At 52.7% G+C, this 19,286-nt stretch carries 16 protein-coding genes; 12 read left to right on the top strand and 4 right to left on the bottom strand.

Features of this window, described 5'->3' with window-relative positions; all coding sequences use genetic code 11:
- Positions 1-43: 43 nt before the first annotated feature.
- The gene (locus tag TERTU_RS16355; protein WP_015819546.1) at positions 44-3,151 is read right to left on the bottom strand and encodes a TonB-dependent receptor; all 3,108 of its coding nucleotides are present in this window, start codon (positions 3,149-3,151) and stop codon (positions 44-46) included.
- A 717-nt stretch (positions 3,152-3,868) separates the two neighbouring features.
- Between TERTU_RS16355 and TERTU_RS16350 the strand changes: the two genes are divergently transcribed.
- From TERTU_RS16350 to TERTU_RS16340, 3 genes are read left to right on the top strand one after another with little or no spacing between them, the layout of a single operon-like run.
- Complete coding sequence (locus TERTU_RS16350) at positions 3,869-4,624, top strand: fumarate reductase cytochrome b subunit (protein ID WP_015817241.1); 756 nt, start codon at positions 3,869-3,871, stop codon at positions 4,622-4,624.
- A 44-nt stretch (positions 4,625-4,668) separates the two neighbouring features.
- A complete protein-coding gene (locus TERTU_RS16345; RefSeq protein WP_015820691.1) occupies positions 4,669-6,675 on the top strand; it encodes a fumarate reductase flavoprotein subunit in 2,007 nt (668 codons plus the stop codon).
- Positions 6,676-6,687: 12 nt separating this feature from the next.
- Positions 6,688-7,452, top strand: a complete 765-nt coding sequence (locus tag TERTU_RS16340; protein ID WP_015817821.1) for a fumarate reductase iron-sulfur subunit — start codon at positions 6,688-6,690, stop codon at positions 7,450-7,452.
- A 115-nt stretch (positions 7,453-7,567) separates the two neighbouring features.
- On the opposite strand, the gene TERTU_RS16335 is transcribed toward TERTU_RS16340, so the two are convergent.
- Complete coding sequence (locus TERTU_RS16335; protein ID WP_015817767.1) at positions 7,568-8,725, bottom strand: S1C family serine protease; 1,158 nt, start codon at positions 8,723-8,725, stop codon at positions 7,568-7,570.
- A gap of 65 nt (positions 8,726-8,790) precedes the next feature.
- Positions 8,791-9,294, bottom strand: a complete 504-nt coding sequence (locus TERTU_RS16330; protein WP_015819406.1) for a Z-ring associated ZapG family protein — start codon at positions 9,292-9,294, stop codon at positions 8,791-8,793.
- 221 nt (positions 9,295-9,515) lie between these two features.
- Between TERTU_RS16330 and zapE the strand changes: the two genes are divergently transcribed.
- The 9 genes from zapE (at position 9,516) to TERTU_RS16285 (ending at position 17,337) form a co-directional block, all read left to right on the top strand.
- Positions 9,516-10,649, top strand: a complete 1,134-nt coding sequence (zapE, locus tag TERTU_RS16325) for a cell division protein ZapE (RefSeq protein WP_015818934.1) — start codon at positions 9,516-9,518, stop codon at positions 10,647-10,649.
- 200 nt (positions 10,650-10,849) lie between these two features.
- A complete protein-coding gene (gene rplM / locus TERTU_RS16320; protein WP_015820565.1) occupies positions 10,850-11,278 on the top strand; it encodes a 50S ribosomal protein L13 in 429 nt (142 codons plus the stop codon).
- Between the two features lie 14 nt (positions 11,279-11,292).
- Positions 11,293-11,685 carry a 30S ribosomal protein S9 gene (rpsI, locus tag TERTU_RS16315; protein ID WP_015820116.1) on the top strand — a complete coding sequence of 131 codons (393 nt, stop codon included), beginning with the start codon at positions 11,293-11,295 and terminating at the stop codon, positions 11,683-11,685.
- A 398-nt stretch (positions 11,686-12,083) separates the two neighbouring features.
- Positions 12,084-12,683, top strand: coding sequence for a ubiquinol-cytochrome c reductase iron-sulfur subunit (gene petA, locus TERTU_RS16310; protein WP_015819478.1), 600 nt, complete (start codon positions 12,084-12,086; stop codon positions 12,681-12,683).
- A 4-nt stretch (positions 12,684-12,687) separates the two neighbouring features.
- On the top strand, positions 12,688-14,739 hold the full coding sequence (locus TERTU_RS16305; protein ID WP_015820188.1) for a ubiquinol-cytochrome c reductase: 2,052 nt from the start codon (positions 12,688-12,690) through the stop codon (positions 14,737-14,739).
- Between the two features lie 52 nt (positions 14,740-14,791).
- Positions 14,792-15,433, top strand: coding sequence for a glutathione S-transferase N-terminal domain-containing protein (locus TERTU_RS16300; protein ID WP_015818722.1), 642 nt, complete (start codon positions 14,792-14,794; stop codon positions 15,431-15,433).
- A 49-nt stretch (positions 15,434-15,482) separates the two neighbouring features.
- Positions 15,483-15,878, top strand: coding sequence for a ClpXP protease specificity-enhancing factor (locus TERTU_RS16295; RefSeq protein WP_015817134.1), 396 nt, complete (start codon positions 15,483-15,485; stop codon positions 15,876-15,878).
- A 200-nt stretch (positions 15,879-16,078) separates the two neighbouring features.
- Complete coding sequence (locus TERTU_RS16290) at positions 16,079-16,696, top strand: Yip1 family protein (RefSeq protein ID WP_015818212.1); 618 nt, start codon at positions 16,079-16,081, stop codon at positions 16,694-16,696.
- A gap of 92 nt (positions 16,697-16,788) precedes the next feature.
- The gene (locus TERTU_RS16285) at positions 16,789-17,337 is read left to right on the top strand and encodes a hypothetical protein (RefSeq protein WP_015818401.1); all 549 of its coding nucleotides are present in this window, start codon (positions 16,789-16,791) and stop codon (positions 17,335-17,337) included.
- Positions 17,338-17,365: 28 nt separating this feature from the next.
- Here the strand turns inward: TERTU_RS16285 and TERTU_RS16280 are convergent, their stop codons facing one another.
- A complete protein-coding gene (locus TERTU_RS16280) occupies positions 17,366-19,276 on the bottom strand; it encodes a M48 family metallopeptidase (RefSeq protein ID WP_015818859.1) in 1,911 nt (636 codons plus the stop codon).
- Positions 19,277-19,286 lie beyond the last annotated feature (10 nt).

Genomic DNA, 19,286 nt, shown 5'->3' with positions numbered 1-19,286 from the left:
TTAAATACTTAAATCTCTGGTTCTCATGAGGCCGCGCTTGCGCTTAGATAGAAACGCTCAGGCCCAGCGCGAGTCGCCTTTCCTGTACCCAGAGGGAGTGGAATTGATCGCTGTATTGCGAATAGGTCTTGCGGTTTTCCTCTGTGAGGTTGGTACCTTTGAAGTACACGCTCACGTAGTCGTTAAACCAGTAACCCATCGAGAAGTCGAGGTAGCCAGTGGCTTCCTGCCAGTTCCCCAGGCTCAGCGGAGTTTCGTTGGTTGTCAGGCGTACACGGTCGATGTATTCCTCGCTGCGCCAGTTGTAGGCGAGACGGAAACTGAACGCGTCTTTTTCCAACCACAGAATCACGTTGGTCTGGTGTTCTGAGTTGGAAGGCAGCGGCAGTGCTTCGCCGTCCACGTCCACATCCGCAGACTCCGAATTGGAGTAGGTGTAGTTAAATTCCACACCGGTGGATTTCAGAATTCCCGGGAGGAAGGTAAATGGCTGGCGGTAGCCAAATTCAAAACCGTATAAATCAGATGCGCCTGCGTTATCGGTTACCCAGACATTGGCCAAATGCCCACGATTGATACCGTCGCCGTCGACGAAGTTGCGCTGCTCCTGATAGAGCTCCACAGACGAGTCCACATTAATCATGAACAGGCCCGCACTCAGCAAGGCGTTTTCGGCGAAGTACCATTCCACCGAACTGTTCCAGACGGTTGCGCGCCAGGGCTCGATTTCGGCATCGCCCAGCTCAGTACCTTCACGCACACAGGCGACGTCTTCGGTCACTTCGTTACCGTTCTGGTCAAGTACCGTTACCGGGTTGCCGTTTTGATCGGTTTTGATACATGGCTGATAAGTCAGTACCAGACCCGAGCCGACATTCTCCAGGTCGTTTCGCGCCATAGTTTGCGCCGCAGCAAATCGCCACATGGTGTTCAGGCCCAGCTCAACGTTCAGGTTGAAGGAGGGTAAAACGTCCACGAAAGAGTCTTCGACGGTTTCAATGTCGTACAGGAAGACGACTTTGTCTTCGTAGTCATAGCCCGTTGAATTGAAGCGGTCGAGTACCTGGGGAACAATCGCTTTGTCCACGCTGCGCGTGGTGTTCACGATGCGCGCACCGACGTTACCGTGGAAGCTCAGGCCCCATTCGCCCTCAAAGTTCATTTGTACATAAGCGGACGTTGAAGCTTCTTCGACTTCGTAGCTGGCTGATGGGTCGCGCAATGTTTTGGTTCCGGGGTAGAGGCTGTTCATGAAGTCCAGCGTGTTATCCCATACCGACGGATCGATAGCGGAGATACCATTTTCGAACCCTTTGATCGGGCCAAAATCGCTGTAGACCACGGTATCGTCGCGGTTAAACCCGTTGTCCTGCAAGCCGCCGGTGGTGCGCAGAATAATGTTCTCATCTTCGTAATCGAAGTCGCGCCACATGGGGTATCTTTCCCATTGCTCATTGCCTTCGCGCAACAGGAAGCGTTTGTCGGCAGGTACACGGGGGTCGTTAAAACTGCTGTAGCGGCCGGTAGGGGTAACGTAATAGAACGCGTTTTTCTCGGCCGTGCGCACGCCGTGACGGATACCCATGTCGATGGAACTGATAGCGCCGTCTAACTTCAGGGTGAGGTCCGCTCGCAGTACGTCCAGCGTTGCTTCAATGTCTTCACCGTCCGCATTTGCCTGATACTTCTGCAGCAGGTTGCTGTCGGCCAGGTCTGCATCGAAGCTGAATGATGGAATGTCCTGCGTGTAGTCGACAGTCACATTGTACGGGGTAAGTGCGTCCTTACCGGAGACACCGTCTTGGTCGATCCACAACCATGCAGGTGAGCCTTGCACAAGTTCGGCCTGCCGCAACTCACGATCTGCTTCGCCATGGACGTAGCGGATGCTGGCTTCGATGTTGTCGCCGTTGTCATAGTCAAATTGCAGGTTGCTGTTCAGTGCGCCGGTACGGTTGATCTCACTGCCAGAGATACTCTGGAATTGAGCTGATTGAACCTCTGCGATATGTACAGCATGCAGTGAGCGTTGCTGGGTGACGCCATTGCTGTCGACGTAGGTAATGTCGTGGCCATAACCAACGCGCGTGCCTTGCTGCAGTACGTTGTACAGCTCTTCTTCGTCGGTTGGCGGGTTGCCGTTAACCTCAAACGCGTTGATGCTGCTAAGGCCACTGAACTGGGCTTTTACCCCGCGATCATGCTGTTGCATGTTGGTGTAGAACACGTCGGCTCGTGCACTCCAGGCATCACTGATCTGAAAGTGCATGCCTAAAGAAGCACCGGTACGCTCGCGCTCCATGAAATTGGAGTTTGCACTGAAGTTGTCTGGTACCAGATACCAGTCATTAACGGTATCGCCGTCGTAATCCAAATCCAGTGGGTCGCTCGGAGTACCACCTTTAGTGTCGAGGAACGCCAGACGCTGGTCTTCAGCAATCTGGTAGTTCGCAGCGTTTGTCTTGGAGTTGAATGCGCCGACCATGATCGCGAAGCGATCAGATTTATGACCCAGATAAATGGTCAGATCGTGGTCCTGGCCGGAGTCGGTGATTTCGTCTGACTTGAGGCTGCCTTCAGACAATTCAGCGGCGAATTTACCCGTCCACCCGTATTCCAGCTCTGCGGGATCGAGGGTTTTCAGGTTAACCAAACCGGAAATACCGCCAGCGATGTTGTTGGCAGACATGGATTTGTAGACATCTGCGCCACCGATCATACCCGCGGGAATATCGCTGTAGTTAGCACCCACGCCTGTAATAGTCCATGGACTCAGGAACTGTTCGCCGTTAAGCGTTGTCAGCACTTGCGGCATACCGCGTACGTTCAGCGATGTACCTTCGTTCGCTTCCCGGTTAATTTGCACACCTGGTACACGCTGCAGCGAGTCGGTGATAGTGGTATCTGGCATGCGGCCGATGTCTTCAGCCACAATGGAATCCACGATGCGGTCGGAAGACCGTTTCATGTCGATCGCTCGCGCTTGCGATGCTCGCAAGCCCCAAACGACAACCTCTTCAATAATGACTCCAGAATCGAGTTCGTCCAATGCTTCGTTGTTCTGAGCGTTGGCCACACTGCCCCAGAGCGCACAGCCGATGGCGACTGTCAGCGCTTTGGGTCTGGAGGTGATACCTCTAATTAGCGTCATCAAAAAACCCCTTAGTGATAGCTTCGATCTAAATTTTTCGCCCGATTTGTCCAAGCATGCCGAGACCGCTGGTGGTCTTGCGCGCTTCGGGCAACGGATATAAATACCGCTCGCCGGCGGTTTGAATGAAATAGCTGAAATAATGTCCTGCCTGAATAATAGACGGTGGCAGGCATTTGAGAATGAACGTGTTTATACACGGATGATCGGTCTAATGTATTAGTCTGTGTTCAATTTGCTGGTGAGATAGTGCTATTTTTGATCAAGGTTAGCTTAATTGGTGTGACTACACAAATCATTATGGCGTGCATTTCTTTTTTTGTGGAGTAGTTCGCCGAATATCCCTACTTTAGTAGGTCAGACTTCCAAAAGCGTGCAGCTGCACCACGCTAAGTCACATTTTCGCGCATTGCGTTTTATTGGCGTATACCGTTTCGGAACTCTTCGTTCCTGGTTGACGGGAAGAGCGGCCCAGTCGACAGTTTTCAAGCCCATTTGATCTCTAACCATTGTTAAACTTGTTAAGCATCTGCTGTCAGGGATGTTGCACAGGAGGGATTTTTCTGTGCAAAAAATAGCCATTTCCTCATTGAGAATCATTATCCACGAAATTTATGGTGCCAGTTTGGCGCATTTGACATGGGACATAATGGTTAAAAAAGGAAAATGGTGTAATGCCAATAAATTAGAAATCCACCATTGAGGAGGTATTCGCGGATGTCAGCTGTAGAACACGCGGTCAAACCCAGCCGTTGGCCAGCCTATATGGACATTGTCCAGGGCGCGACAGGGTTATTTTTAGTGCTGTTCATGTGGACGCATATGTTTATGGTGTCCAGCATTTTAATCAGTAAAGACGCCATGTACTGGGTGGCGAGAATGTTCGAGGGGGAGCCCATTCTCGGTAAACCTTACCCGGCGTTAGTGAGTGGTTTCGCGGTATTTATTCTCTCTTTGATCGTTATCCATGCGTTCTTGGCGTTGCGACGTTTTCCTGCGACCGCGCGTCAATACAACACCATGAACAAGCACATTGGCAATCTCAAGCACAGCGATACCACCTTGTGGTACGTGCAGGTGTTTACCGGCTTTGCGTTGTTTTTCATGGCGTCGGTGCATCTATATCAATTGATTTTTCACCCATCCAACATTGGCCCTTATGCCTCGTCCGACCGTGTGTGGACCGGCATGATGTGGCCACTGTACCTGATTATGTTGTTCGTTGTTGAGCTGCATGCCGGTATTGGTATCTATCGGCTGGTCATTAAATGGGGCTTGTTTTTGGGCGATAACCCCAAGCGCAACCGCCATCGTTTACATGTTCTCAAATGGATACTTACGGTGTTTTTCCTGGTGCTGGGCCTGGCGACATTGGGCGCATATATGAAAATCGGCTACGAGCACGCACACCAGGCTGGAGAGCGTTACGCCCCGAGCTGGCAAGACCCAGCTGACGCGGCACACCACGAGTAATTGACTTTCTCCGCATTAATTATTTGAGACTCAGGATTTAAAACATGAAAACGATTTATACCGATGCCTTAGTGATAGGCGGTGGTCTCGCTGGTTTACGGGCCGCCATCGGCGTGCGTCGCGCCGGCCATGATGTGATTGTTCTAAGCCTCGTTCCGCCCAAACGCTCCCACTCGGCGGCTGCGCAAGGGGGAATGCAGGCCAGTCTCGGCAACACCAACAAAGGGTTGGGAGACAACGAAGATATACATTTTGCAGATACCGTAAAAGGCAGTGACTGGGGTTGCGATCAGGATGTGGCCCGGATGTTTGTTAATACCGCGCCAAAAGCGGTGCGCGAACTGGCGGCCTGGGGCGTGCCCTGGGGTCGGGTTAGTCGCGGCAGCCACGAGCATGTTATCGATGGCAAAACAGTGTCGCTTCCCGAGCGGGACGATGCCCACGGTATGATCGCCGCGCGTAACTTTGGCGGCACACAAAAGTGGCGTACTTGTTATGTATCGGACGGCACTGGCCACTCGATGCTGTACACCATGAGCAACCAGGCGATTGCAGAGAACATTCCTGTGCATGAGCGTATGGAGGCTATATCGCTGATTCACGACGGCGAGCGTTGCTACGGTGCGGTAGTGCGTAACTTGATGACCGGTGAGCTGGTGACTTATATCGCCAAAGCCACTTGTATCGCTACTGGCGGCTACGGTCGTATCTATCGCGCCACGACCAACGCGGTAATCAACGAAGGTATGGGAACAGCGATTGCCCTGGAAACCGGTGTAGCGACCCTGGGTAATATGGAAGCGGTGCAGTTCCACCCTACCGGTATTTTCCCTGCGGGCATTCTGGTAACTGAAGGCTGCCGGGGTGATGGCGGTCTGTTGCTCGACCGCGACTTGCACCGGTTTATGCCGGACTACGAGCCAGAGAAAAAAGAACTCGCGTCGCGCGATGTGGTGTCCCGCTGGATGGAACACCATATTCTCAGCGGTAAGGGAGTGCAAAGCCGCTTCGGCGAGCACTTGTGGCTGGATATTCGCCTGCTGGGTAAAAAACATATTGAAGGCAAGCTGCGGGAAGTAAAAGAAATCTGTGAATACTTCCTCGGTGTTGACCCCATCAAAGACCTGATTCCTGTGCGCCCCTGTCAGCACTACTCTATGGGTGGTGTGCGTACCAACTACAAAGGGGAGTCACCTCAGTTGCGCGGCTTGTTCGCCGCAGGTGAAGCTGCTTGCTGGGATATGCATGGCTTTAATCGCCTGGGGGGTAACTCGGTGGCGGAAACGGCGGTTGCCGGTATGATCGTTGGCGAGTTTATGGCGGATTACGTGGGTACTGAAGGCGCAGATATTACTGTGTCTACGGCACTCATTCGCGATGCGTACAACATGCAGGCGTCGCGCCTTGCGGGCTATTGCAACAGCAAAGGCAACGAAAATCCGTTCCATATTATGCGCTCCATGCAGGAACTGATGAGCAGCAATGTGGCCATTTTCCGCCACGGCGACAAACTGCAAGAGGCTGTTTCGCAACTGCAGGCGTTGCGTGAGCGGGCGAAAAATATTGCGGTGCACAGCAGTGCACGCGGTGGTAGCCCTGAACTGGTGGCGGCCTACCGGGTAGAAAGTATGCTGCGTTTGAGCCTTTGTGTGGCGCAGGGTGCGCTGGCTCGCGAAGAAAGTCGCGGCGCCCACTTCCGCGAAGATTTCAAACTGCGTAACGACAAAGACTGGCTGTGCCGTACGCTGGCGTCCTGGAACATGAGCGAGGACTTCATGCCCACGCTGAACTACGAGCCACTGGATGTGATGAAAATGGAAATGCCACCCGGCTGGCGTGGTTATGGCGCCAAAGATCGAGTGGACCACCCTGACACACCGGTACGTCAGGCAGAGGTTGATTCCATAAAGGCCAAGTACGAAAACGGCAATCGATTTGACTGCCAGGATGAGCTGATGGCTTATCGCGCTAAATTACCTGAGGCGCTGCAAGGCAAAAACGCGCGGTTGGGCGAAGATGACAATGGCCGCCTTGTAGAGGCGGGCAACTAAGAGGAGTATGACGTGAACACTATCCCTGTTAAACAAGTCGAAGCGGGTGCGGGCGAATACCGCAAGTTAACCGTCAATATCTTCCGTCACAATCCGCAGGACGAAAACAGCGTACCGCACATGGATACCTTTGAGGTGGAAGAAGCGGATTCCATGACGCTCTTTATCCTCTTGAACGAGATTCGTGAAAATCAGGATCCAACCGTCCAGTTCGATTTTGTATGCCGTGCCGGTATTTGCGGCAGTTGCGCGATGCTGGTGAATGGCCGGCCTAAATTGGCCTGCCGCACCCTGACTCAGGAGCTGCCTCAAGTGCTTAATCTGGCTCCGCTGCCTGGTTTCGAGCTTATTGGCGATCTTTCGGTAAATACCGGCAAGTGGATGCGCAATATGAGCGAGCATCTCGAGACCTGGATTCACAACAGAGAGCAAGAGCGGGATTTTTGTGATCTCGAAGAAAAAATGGAGCCAGAGGTCGCGGACAAAATCTACGAACTTGAACGTTGTGTTGAATGCGGCTGCTGCATTGCTGCCTGCGGTACCGCGCAGATGCGCTCTGACTTTGTTGGTGCGGTCGGTATTAATCAGCTGGCGCGGTTCAAAATTGATCCTCGGGACGATCGTACGGACGCTGATTTTTACGAAGTTCTGGGCACAGAAGAGGGCGTGTTTGGTTGTATGACCCTGCTCGGTTGCGACGATATGTGTCCTAAAGAGTTACCTCTGGCGCAACAAATCGCCTATATGCGACGCAAAATGGCGCTCGCGGAAGTTTAGGCAACCAGTTGTTTTCCCTCCTTCAAGCTCTAAGCACTGCCCCCGATGTACTGGGGGCTTTTTTTTGCCTGGAGGATCGTTTTAAGTTGGTGCAGGCCGGCAGTGTTTGAAGTGTTTAGCTGGCAATCGGCTCTGAGCCAAGTACAGCCTCAACGACCTGCACTTGCCCTTGGCGAATAATTTCGATTGAGACCGTCTCCCCAGGACGTGACTCGGCGACTTCCTGTTGTCCCCAGCGCCCGTCACCTACCAGGCTATCGTTGATACGGGTAATCACATCGCCCGGGCGCAAGCCCGCTTTGTCCGCTGGTCCTTGTTTGGCGACACGGGTAATGAGTACACCGTTGGTGGTGCGCAGATTAAATGACTGCGCCAGCTGCGGAGAAAGCGGTTGTGCCTCGACTCCAAGCCAGCCCCGCACAACTCGACCGAATTCCACTATGTCGTTTAGTGTTTGGATAGCCGTATCGGCAGGTATCGCGAAGCCTATGCCGCTGGCTGAGCCGGACTGGTCCAGAATCGCCGTATTGATTCCTAATAAGTTGCCGTGAGCATCGATGAGTGCGCCCCCGGAGTTGCCCGGGTTTATCGCGGCATCGGTTTGGATAAAGTTCTCAAAGTGCGCGATATTGAAGCCGCGACGCCGAGTTGCGCTCACTATACCTTGGGTCACAGTTTGTCCCATGCCGAAGGCGTTACCGATTGCCAGCACCACATCGCCGACCATCGCCGTATCGGGAGAGCCTATGGGGATGGGTGACAGATGATCCAGATCGATCTTCAGCACCGCGAGATCGCTGCTGCGGTTTACACCTTTGAGCTGGGCCTTGGCTTCGCGGCCGTCGGCAAGGGAAACAACAATTTCATCAACGCCGTCGATAACGTGATTGCTGGTAAGAATGTACCCCTCTTTGCTGACAATAACACCGGAGCCGCGCGCAGACTGCATCCGCTGTTGTCGGGGAATATCCGAGAGGTTAAAAAAGTGGCGATAAAGTGGATCGTCAAACAAGGGGTGGCGGCTGTTGCGCACCTGTTTGAGGGTGTAAATGTTCACTACTGCTGGTGCAGCCCGGGCAACGGCGCGTGCGTAAGACACTGGCCCTTGCCAGGCCTCCATATCGCTCGGTGTCAGGCTGCCGCTATCGCGTTGAAGGTCGACCCCGGGTGTGGGCCGCACATTGGGAAAAAGTACCAGCACGGTTAGTGCTAGCACCATCCCAACCATGACAGGCCAGCGTAAATAAATGATTAATTGGCTAATTGCTCCCATGCGCAACGGTCTCTATAGGGCAGTGCATCGGCAGGCGGCGGGAGCGGTGGTGTTTTTCACGTTGTTCAGCCAGCTTTTTTGGGTACGGGAACATGCGGTGGCTGATGCACAGGTTCTTCCTCGTCGTGACCGTAATCCTCGCTCAGAGTACCGCTTTCCCCTGGAGTTTTAGGCGCCCAGTCTTTCGGCGGTTCAACGGCAGCGCCCTCAATCGACGTGCCTTCCAAATTGAGTGTGCCTTCCCCGGCTGCGATAATTTTGCGGCTAATTTCCGAGTTCGTTAATTCCACTGCGCCCTTTGCGAGGTGCTCGTGGACTTCTTTGTAGCTCTGGGTAAGGTTGTGAACAAGTTTGGATGTTTCAGCGAAATGCTGAGCGACGTCTTGCTGGTATTGGTTCAGCTCCTGACGGGTCAGTTGCAGGCTCTGCTCCAAGTCTCTTTTCTGCTCTGGTGGCAGGAAGGTGCGACTGATAAGGGCGCCCAACAACGCGCCAACGCATAGCACGATAGCGCATACCATGATGAGTGTTTCGAGAGAAAACAAGATAACCTCCGTAATAGTAAGCATTGGGCGACTCCCTGTTTTACCCTCAATGGGAAACCGGCCCAAACTGAACGACGAAATATAATATACCAATGTAGAGGCTATTGCGGTGAATTCTGTAGCGCGCAAATGGCGCTTGCAGCGGGACGGAGGTGTTGCCCGGCCCCAGAGAGGGTAGGAGAGAGGTTAACAGGGGTGACACCTGTGTTTAGAATACGCGCTCTATTTTTTGACGATCTTAGGCCATGAGTCAACTTACACCCCTGGAACATTATCAACGCGACTTGCGCGATAGCCAGCTTATTGCCGATGCGGCGCAACGGCAGGCGGTGGACGCGCTGCAAGACTTGTACGCCCGTTTGGTTACTGTTTACCCGAGTACCTCCTGGGCACCGCAAAGTTCCTGGGTACGGTCTTGGGGTAAAGTGCGTGCGTTGGTAGGGGCAACGCCTGCGCCGGTGAAAGGACTGTACTTCTGGGGCGGTGTTGGGCGTGGAAAAACCTATTTGATGGATGTTTTTTTCGATGCCTTACCGTTCGAAGCCAAAATGCGCACCCACTTCCACCGTTTTATGCGCCGGGTGCACGAAGAATTGAAAAGCCTGTCTGGGGAAAAAGATCCCCTTGAAATTGTTGCTGCACGCCTTGCCCGGGAGGCGTGGGTTATCTGCTTCGATGAGTTTTTCGTTATCGATATCACCGACGCGATGATTCTGGCGAACTTGCTCGACGGGCTTTTTAAGCGGGGTGTTGTGTTGGTGGCAACATCGAATATTGAGCCGGACGGTCTTTACCGCGATGGTCTGCAGCGCGCCCGTTTCCTGCCGGCGATCGCCTTGCTCAATAATCATACCCAGGTGTTGAACGTCGATGGGGGTGTCGACTATCGGCTGCGCGCGTTAACCCAGGCCGCGCTTTACTTTCAGGGTAGCGAGTTGGAGGCAAAAGAGCACTTGAACGGTTGCTTTCAGCGTTTGGTGCCCGACATGGCCATGGTTCAGGAGGATCTCGGCCTCGAAATTAACGGCCGCGAGATCGCAGCCCACAAGCTTGGTGAGGATGTGGCTTGGTTTAGCTTCCCAAGCGTTTGTGACGGGCCGCGCTCGCAGAACGATTACATCGAGCTGGCGCGCGAATTTCATGCTGTTATCGTGGAGGGGGTTCCCCAGTTTACGGGGCAAAACGATGACCAGGCTCGCCGCTTTATCTATCTAGTGGATGAATTCTACGATCGACACGTAAAACTGATACTGTCTTCGTCCTACAGCATGTTTGAGTTGTACGTGCAGGGCCGACTCGGCTTCGAGTTTGAACGCACCCTTAGCCGCCTGCAAGAAATGCAGAGCGAGGAATATCTCGCCCGTGAACATCTGGCTTAGAGCCGGGTTTAAGCCAGGCGGTCTGCGGTATTTGACGCAAGCAGCCCATGGTTGCAAAAAGTGCGATTTACTGCGGGCAAGTGGTTGAATCTTGTTCAGTCATTCTGTAGAATCCGCGCTCCTTTTTGCCCCTCCTGACTTAGGTGGGGCTCTGTAACACTTTAAATTTCTAATCCGTACCTTCGTAAGGCAGAAATAACATGAAGACCATCAGTGCCAACTCTCAAACAGTTAAACGCGATTGGTACATCATCGACGCTGAGGGCAAAACGCTCGGTCGTATGGCGGCAGAGATTGCTCATCGCCTGCGCGGCAAGCACAAGCCCGAGTACACGCCGCACGTGGACACCGGCGATTACATCGTTGTAATCAATGCTGAAAAAGTTCGCGTTACCGGCAACAAAGCGAAAGATAAGATGTACCACCACCACACCGGTTATATCGGTGGGTTGAAATCCATCAGTTTTGAAAAGCTGATCCAGAAAGCTCCTGAGCGCACCATCGAAACAGCGGTTAAGGGCATGCTGCCCAAAGGCCCTCTCGGTCGTGCAATGTTCAAAAAATTGAAGGTCTATGCCGGCGAGTCTCATCCGCACACGGCACAGCAGCCTCAAGCACTCAACGTTTAATTTAGGAGCCCAACATGGCAGCTGAACAATACTATGGTACGGGTCGTCGTAAAACCGCAACCGCCCGCGTATTCATTTCCGTAGGAACCGGCAAGGTAACTATCAACGATCGTCCTTTGGACGAATACTTCGGTCGAGAAGTTGCTCGCATGATCGTGTGCCAGCCTCTGGAAGCGACTGATAACGTTGAAAAGTTCGATATCAAAGCAACCGTAAAAGGCGGTGGTAGCTTCGGTCAAGCCGGTGCAATTCGCCACGGTTTGACCCGCGCTCTGATGGCGTACGATGAAGCTATGCGTAGCACTCTGCGTGCCGCTGGTTATGTAACCCGCGATGCTCGTGAAGTTGAGCGTAAGAAAGTTGGTCTGCGCAAAGCGCGTAAGAAGCCGCAATTCTCCAAGCGTTAAGCTGGTATTGCTGTTCGTTTCAAAAACGCCCGATCCCGCATGGATCGGGCGTTTTTGTATGTATGGTGCGCCGAGGGAGACGCCCGTGCGCCTTGTCACAATTGGGTATTTTCATTAACATATCGCCACTTTTTGTGGGGGCGCTGTAGAACACAGATAGCAGGTCGGAACTACTAAGGCCTGATTCCCGTCAACATTGCGCTATTGTTACTGCATCCGCTAAGCCGCAATGAATAAATTTGGGTCTCCAGCTATATAATTATCAACATCTCAGTTTTTCCAAAATTGCAGTCGAAACCTCAGGCAATTCAGGGGCGGGTTGTGCCTTGTTGTAAGGGGCGGCGAATTTTTATATCAATGTTACAGGCCATAGCAGCCGAAAAGGGGAGAATAACGTCATGAGCAATGACGGTGTGAATGAAGGACGCCGCAGAGTACTCACTGCGCTGACGTCCGTTGTGGGTGCCGCCGGTGTGGTCGGCGCAGCAGTACCTTTTGTCGGGTCCTGGAATCCCAGCGCCAAAGCTAAGGCTGCAGGCGCGCCGGTGGAAGTCAATATTTCCAAAATCCAACCAGGTCAGATGATTACCGTTGAATGGCGCGGCAAGCCCGTGTTCGTGCTGCGCCGTACCCCAGAGGCGCTTGCCAGTCTCAAAGAGCTGGATTCACGCTTGCGCGACCCTAAGTCTGAAAAATCTGTGCAGCCGGATTACGTGCAAAATGAAGAGCGCTCCATGGAAGGCCACAAAGATGTTGCCGTGCTGCTGGGGCTGTGTACCCACCTGGGTTGCGCGCCCAGTTATCGCCCCGATGTCGGTGCTGAAGATCTTGGTGGTGAAGAGTGGCTCGGCGGCTTCTTTTGTCGTTGTCACGGCTCGAAGTACGACCTGGCTGGCCGTGTGTTCCAAGGTGTTCCCGCACCACTTAATCTGGAAATTCCACCGTATAAATTTTTGAGCGATTCGATGCTGCTCATCGGCGACGATCAGGGGGCTTAAGACGATGAATAACTGGCTGACTGGTTTGTGGACCTGGGTAGACGCTCGACTCCCCGTGCAACGCGCGTGGGATACTCACATGGGCAAGTATTACGCGCCCAAAAACTTTAATTTCTGGTATTTCTTCGGTGTGCTGTCTCTGTTGGTGCTGGTTAACCAGCTGTTGACTGGTATCTGGCTCACTATGAATTACATGCCTAGCGCAGAAGAGGCATTTGCGTCCGTCGAATATATTATGCGGGACGTTCCCTTCGGCTGGATTATCCGCTACATGCATTCCACCGGTGCCTCCGCGTTCTTTATTGTGGTGTATCTGCATATGTTCCGCGGTCTCATGTACGGTTCCTACCGCAAGCCGCGCGAGCTGGTGTGGATTTTCGGGATGTTCATCTACGTTGCTCTCATGGCCGAAGCCTTCCTGGGCTACGTATTGCCCTGGGGACAGATGTCCTATTGGGGTGCGCAGGTGATTGTGAACCTGTTCGGTGCGATTCCCTATGTTGGTGAAGATCTGGTGCAGTGGATTCGTGGCGATTACCTTATTTCTGGCGCAACCCTGAACCGATTCTTCGCGTTGCATGTGGTTGCTGTTCCTATCGTGCTTTTGGCTTTGGTCGTTCTGCATATTCTTGCGCTGCACGAAGTTGGCTCCAATAACCCGGACGGCGTCGAGATCAAGAAAAATAAAGATGAAAACGGCATCCCTCTGGACGGCGTGCCTTTCCATCCTTACTACTCTGTACACGACCTGGTTGGTATTACGGTATTCCTGTTTGTATTCTGTGGGGTGTTGTTCTTCGCACCAGAAATGAATGGTTTCTTCCTGGAGCACGCCAACTTCGAGCAGGCGAACTCGTTGAAAACCCCCGAGCATATTGCCCCGGTATGGTATTTCACGCCGTTCTACGCAATTCTTCGTGCAGTGACTTTTGATTTGGGTGGTGTATTTACGTCCAAATTCCTGGGTTTCGTGGCAATGGCACTCGCTATTGTAGTGCTGTTTTTCTTGCCCTGGCTGGATCGCAGCCCGGTTAAGTCTATCCGCTACAAAGGCACTATCAGTCGCGTAACCCTGATTATCTTTGCCGCTGCATTTGTCATTTTGGGTTACTTGGGCCTGCAGGCACCAACACCTGCGCGTACCGCCTTGTCGCAGATTTGTACCGTGATTTACTTCGCTTACTTCATTGGTCTGCCCTTCTGGAGCAAAATGGAGAAAACGCTGCCCGAACCCGAGCGTCTGCAAGCCAAAGGCCTGCCGCTGCCCCTGGTTTTAGCTGGCCTGGTGTTCTTCCTGGTATTGGTATTCGTGCCTCTCAAAGCCGTCGGTTCTACCGGCGGCGCTTGTGGTGAGGTACCATGCGATCATTTCCACGCAGACCTTAACGACAAAGAGTCTCTGCAGCGCGGTGCGAAATACTTCGTTAACTATTGCATGGGCTGTCACTCAGCTAACTACTCACGTTACGAGCGTGTAGCCGAAGATTTGGATATTCCGAAAGACGCCATGCTAAACAACATGATTTTCGGCGACCAGAAAATTGGTGAGCTGATGACAATCGCCATGGCTCCCGACAAGTCTAAAAAATGGCTTGGAGCAACGCCTCCAGACCTGACTTTGGTAGCCCGCGCACGCTCTCCAGAGTGGGTGTACACCTTCCTGCGCAACTTCTACAAAGATGATTCCCGTCCAACGGGCGTGAACAACAAAGTGTTCGCTAACGTGGGTATGCCCCATGTGTTGCTGGAACTGCAAGGCTTGCAGGAATGCGCGCCCGGCGAACACCGCGACGCCCATGGTCACACCGTGCGCAATGCGCTGGGTGATCCGGAGCTTGTGGCTTGTGGTAGCTTGAAAGTTGGCGACGTAAAGGGTTCAATGGATAAAGAGGAATTCGACGAAGCTATACATGACTTAGTGAATTTTATGACCTATATGTCTGAGCCTGTTGCGGAAAGCCGCGTACAGATCGGCATTTATGTGTTTATGTTCCTTTTTGTATTGCTCATCTTTACCTGGTTGCTCAACCGTGAATACTGGAAGGATATTCACTGAGTAGAGGCGTCGAGTAGTAAAACAACAATTACAATTAGTTCGGGGAATTAACATGGGAGTCGTCACCAAGCGTTCATCGATGACCTACTTTTCAAGCAGCGAAGACCATTACAGCCATAGGGTACGTATTGTGCTTGCTGAGAAAGGCGTCACGGTGGATGTAGTGGATGTCGACCCCTTGGACGTGCCCGCTGAGCTGAGCGAGATCAACCCTTACAATTCGTTGCCGACCCTCGTTGATAGAGAACTGACCCTCTATGAGACTCGAGTCATGATGGAGTATCTCGACGAACGCTTCCCGCACCCGCCGTTACTGCCGGTTTATCCGGTGGCGCGGGCGGAGAGCCGCCAGTTTATTTATCGTATAGAGAATGACTGGTGTCCGCTGGTCGACACTCTGAAAAAAGCAGCGAGCAAAGAATCTGTCGACAAAGCCGCCAAAGGCTTAAAAGACAGCCTCACGGCTATCGCGCCCATATTTGGTGAAATGCCATTTTTTATGAGCGAAGAGTTTACTCTGGTAGACTGTTGTCTCGCGCCCATCCTTTGGCGCTTAGAGCGGTATGGTGTCCAGTTGCCCCGCACCCGGCAAGTGACACCACTTCTCGAGTATATGGAACGCATGTTTGCGCGCGAGGCTTTTCTACAAAGCCTCACCGACGTCGAGCGTGAAATGCGCCCGGAGCTCGGTTAAGCAGCCTGTCTGTCATTCAACCAACTGGTCTAACAAGAGAAATACGCTAATGGCGATGACTTCCAGCCGTCCCTATTTAATACGCGCATTGTATGAGTGGATCGTAGATAACGATTTCACGCCCCATATTGTTGTCAATGCTCTGGCGGGAGGTGTTGAAGTGCCGCAAAAGTACGTCAACAAAGAAGGTCAGATAGTGCTGAATATTGCTCCGCGCGCAGTCGCCAGTCTGGAGCTGGGCAATAAAGCCATCTCCTTTAATGCACGGTTTGGTGGTATTCCCACGGATATCTATGTTCCGTGCTATGCCGTTTTGGGCATATATGCCCGCGAAAACGGACAGGGAATGATGTTTGATGCGGAAGCGCCGCCAGAGCCAGAGCCTACTGCGCCTGACGGTGGCGGTAGCGATCAGAAACGCCCCAGTCTGCGAGTTGTGAAGTAAGGTTACACCCCTTACTCACTGCAAAGTTTTTAGAGAGGCGGCCAATAAACCGCCTTTATTTTTATAGCAATAAATTCTGAACCCGCCGTAATTGCGATCTTCCCTCCGCGCCACTATCCCATACAATTAAAGTCACCCAGCGAAATTGTTCGCTTGAAGTCCCCAGTAGCGGTTCACCGATCACCCTTAGGAGGCATTCAATGGCTTTACTAAAGCACACTGTTGGTATTATGACCCACCCTGCGAGCGAATGGGCGTCAGTTCGCGACGACAAAACTTCGTTCAAGCAGGTATTTCTTGGCCATGTGCCATTTCTTGCGCTGATACCTTCGATCGCGGCCTTTTACGGGGTGACACAGGTAGGCTGGACTGTGGGCGACGGCGACCCCGTGCACCTTACGGTTAATTCCGCGCTTACCCTCTGCGCCATATCTTATTTTGCGCTCATTGCAGGCGTTTTTGTCCTTGGCGAGTTTGTGAATTGGATGTCCCGTACCTATGGTGTGCGCGATTCGGAAGAGCAGCGCCATCACGGCGGTACCGCGTTAGCTGTGTGTATTACGACTCCGCTGTTCCTGTCGGGGATATTTCTGGTGGTGCCGTCGATCTGGTTGAACGTTATCGCGATGGGCATTGCTGGCACCTATGCGGTGTTCCTTATTTTCGAAGGGCTACCGATTGTGATGAACATCGAAAAAGAGCGGGCATTTATGTACGCCTGCTCGGTGATAACGGTTGGGCTTGTGTTAATGGTGACCGCTATGATTGGCACGGTGTTGGTCTGGGGCGTCGGTGTCGGACCGATCTACGTCGATTAACGCAATGGCCTCCGGATGTGTTCTATACTGAAAACGGCGCACTGATGCGCCGTTTTTCATCTCCTCTAGCGTTGTAAACGGGCTTAATAAAAATGATAACGAACAAGCAGCAGTCCGCATTTCCAAGTATTCTCGACTTTGAAGCTTCTGGCTTTGGCAGCGAGAGTTATCCCATCGAAGTTGGCATAGTCGCCGCCTCCGGGCAGCGTTATTGCACCTTGATCAGGCCCCAGCGGGACTGGATTCACTGGAGCAACGAAGCCGCGCGTATCCACCAGATCAGTCGCAACAGTCTCATCCAATTCGGCAAGGATGTGCGCGAAGTCTGTGTCGAAATGAACATGCTCCTGAAAGACAGTACTGTCTACAGTGACGCGTGGACGCACGATAACGGGTGGTTGATTCGGTTGTACCACGCCGCAACAATGGCGCCGACGTTCAAGCTGAGTCCAATCGAAGCTATCGCTACCGAAACCCAGTTGGCGCTGTGGGACGAGACCAAATTGCAGGTACAGCGCAATTTGGGGGTCTTGCGTCACCGGGCGAGCTCAGATGCGTTAATTATTCAGCAGACGTTTGTCGAGTCGCGCAGACTGGCGGGACGAAAGCCTCCGGGTGGTGTTTCCCGCGCGATCAGTTAATTGTCGCAACCCCACACCTGTAGCCTTGCTACACACTCAATGGCGGTACCGGGCAGTCGAGGCTGTCGGCGATTGCTCTAAATAACTCTGCTTCCGACGGTGTGATTTCCCCATCCGCGCTTACGATTTTTGCGACAGATTTCAATAGACGGGGTTTTTGCAGTAATTTGAGCTGTGCAAGCCGGTTAAAAGCTGAATCAATTTCGTTAAGCTGGAAATTGTCGCTAAGTTTGAACTTGGCACCTCGCAGATTTAACTCTTCAACGCCTTTTTGAAACGCGCCACCCGGTGATGGGCTCTTGCCGGCTGCGACGACCAGGCTGAATAACAGGCTGATTTCGTCGACAACATCTTTAACATTAAACTGTTGTTTCGCTCGCGTGATTGACTCCAGGTTCGCAAACAAAATTCGACTCAAGCACCATTCAAACAGACTGGTTTTACCATCGCTTGCGATGAGCATTTCTACGTTATTTTTGAATACCATGTACTGCGGTGCGGATAGCTGCCGCAAGGCAGGCATGCAGAGTTCAACCAGTGGTAATTGTTGGCTGCGAGCCAATTGGCAAACCTCCGGGTATAACCGGCGCAGCGCTTTTACGGTTGCCGGGTGCGCTGAATCCGTGAGCAGGCTTATTTGTTGTTTGCGCACGGCGGTGCTTTTATCCAGCAACAGGGCGTAAATTAAGGCACGAGCAGTGAAAGGTTCACGTGCAGCATTACGTAACTTATCGGTAATTTTCGCTAAACGTTTTTTCGCGAGCGACACATGGGCGTCGGTGGGCGCACCCATGGCCGCGAGCGCACTCGCTGCAAATTGCGCGGGTTGTATCCGTTGCAATGGCTCGCTGGGTGGAGTTTGCTCGCATTCTACATCGGTGGCGTCTGAGGTTAAAAAATCTCCGCGCCATTCCGGCGTGATCCGCTGGATTCTATCCGCAAGTGGTGGGTGGGTTGCAAATAATTTGCTGAGTGTCGGGCCCACGCCAGATGCAAAATAAAAATGGCTGTAGGTGGCGGCATGCTTACTCTGGAGCAGGCTGGTATGTAAGTCGCCACCAATCTTACGTAGGGCATCGGCGATGCCCTGGGGATTTCGGGTGAACTGAACAGCGGAGGCGTCAGCGAGAAATTCCCGCTGGCGGCACACTGCGGCGCGAATAATTTTTCCGCACAGTACACCGGTATAGCCAATGCCAACCAGCAAAAGGCCTGCCCCCCAGCGTGTACTGGTGTTATTGCGCGCTGCGGTTGTGTGTTGCCGCGTGGTGGAGCTGCGCACCAGCAATTCGCCGGTAAGCCCGATTATTAATATGCCGTGCAACAGCGCCACCAGGCGTGAATTCAATCTCATGTCGCCGTTTAATATATGGCTGAATTCATGCGCGATAACGCCTTGCAATTGATCGCGTGACAGTTTTTCCATACAACCCCGGGTAATACCGAGCACAGCATTTTGACGATGACTTCCGGCTGCAAATGCGTTGATACTGGTATCGGGCAGCAGATAGACACTAGGTACAACGCAACCGGACGCAATCGCCATTTCCTCTACCACGTTGAGCAACCTGCGCTCGCTGGAAATTGCACTATCCGGCAGCAGTGGTTTACCACCCAATTTTTCTGCGATCACATCGCCGCCTGCGCGGAGCTGGAGGTATTTATAGAGCGCAGCAATGACCACCAAAGCGATTATCGCAACTGCGATCCACAGGCTTAACCGGCTCAAAAGCATTGCGTGGAGGTGTGCCGTAAACGTTGTTTGATAGGCGTTATATGCGCTGATGCTGGTACTGTAATTCTGTAGTAGATAGACAAATCCAGCCACGACCATGAGCGTTATAAAAATAAGGCTGGCGGTTGCGATGACGAGCAGCAAAACGAGTAGGGCTGTGCGTTTACGCGCATTCTCCTGGTGTTGGAAAAAATTCATCGCCATGTGTTTAGCT

It is taken from the genome of Teredinibacter turnerae T7901 (assembly GCF_000023025.1).
GTDB classification, from domain to species: domain Bacteria; phylum Pseudomonadota; class Gammaproteobacteria; order Pseudomonadales; family Cellvibrionaceae; genus Teredinibacter; species Teredinibacter turnerae_B.
The sequence above is the reverse complement of the archived record's forward strand: the minus strand, read 5'-3'. Positions and strand labels throughout refer to the sequence as shown.

What these genes read in the sequence shown, in the direction of transcription:
- rpsI (WP_015820116.1), top strand. Translation starts at nt 11,293, where the DNA reads ATGGCAGCTGAACAATACTATGGTACGGGTCGTCGTAAAACCGCAACC.
- TERTU_RS16355 (WP_015819546.1), bottom strand. Translation starts at nt 3,151, where the DNA reads ATGACGCTAATTAGAGGTATCACCTCCAGACCCAAAGCGCTGACAGTC.
- zapE (WP_015818934.1), top strand. Translation starts at nt 9,516, where the DNA reads ATGAGTCAACTTACACCCCTGGAACATTATCAACGCGACTTGCGCGAT.
- TERTU_RS16295 (WP_015817134.1), top strand. Translation starts at nt 15,483, where the DNA reads ATGGCGATGACTTCCAGCCGTCCCTATTTAATACGCGCATTGTATGAG.
- TERTU_RS16280 (WP_015818859.1), bottom strand. Translation starts at nt 19,276, where the DNA reads ATGGCGATGAATTTTTTCCAACACCAGGAGAATGCGCGTAAACGCACA.
- TERTU_RS16345 (WP_015820691.1), top strand. Translation starts at nt 4,669, where the DNA reads ATGAAAACGATTTATACCGATGCCTTAGTGATAGGCGGTGGTCTCGCT.
- petA (WP_015819478.1), top strand. Translation starts at nt 12,084, where the DNA reads ATGAGCAATGACGGTGTGAATGAAGGACGCCGCAGAGTACTCACTGCG.
- TERTU_RS16285 (WP_015818401.1), top strand. Translation starts at nt 16,789, where the DNA reads ATGATAACGAACAAGCAGCAGTCCGCATTTCCAAGTATTCTCGACTTT.
- TERTU_RS16290 (WP_015818212.1), top strand. Translation starts at nt 16,079, where the DNA reads ATGGCTTTACTAAAGCACACTGTTGGTATTATGACCCACCCTGCGAGC.
- TERTU_RS16305 (WP_015820188.1), top strand. Translation starts at nt 12,688, where the DNA reads ATGAATAACTGGCTGACTGGTTTGTGGACCTGGGTAGACGCTCGACTC.
- TERTU_RS16335 (WP_015817767.1), bottom strand. Translation starts at nt 8,725, where the DNA reads ATGGGAGCAATTAGCCAATTAATCATTTATTTACGCTGGCCTGTCATG.
- TERTU_RS16330 (WP_015819406.1), bottom strand. Translation starts at nt 9,294, where the DNA reads ATGCTTACTATTACGGAGGTTATCTTGTTTTCTCTCGAAACACTCATC.
- TERTU_RS16350 (WP_015817241.1), top strand. Translation starts at nt 3,869, where the DNA reads ATGTCAGCTGTAGAACACGCGGTCAAACCCAGCCGTTGGCCAGCCTAT.
- TERTU_RS16300 (WP_015818722.1), top strand. Translation starts at nt 14,792, where the DNA reads ATGGGAGTCGTCACCAAGCGTTCATCGATGACCTACTTTTCAAGCAGC.
- rplM (WP_015820565.1), top strand. Translation starts at nt 10,850, where the DNA reads ATGAAGACCATCAGTGCCAACTCTCAAACAGTTAAACGCGATTGGTAC.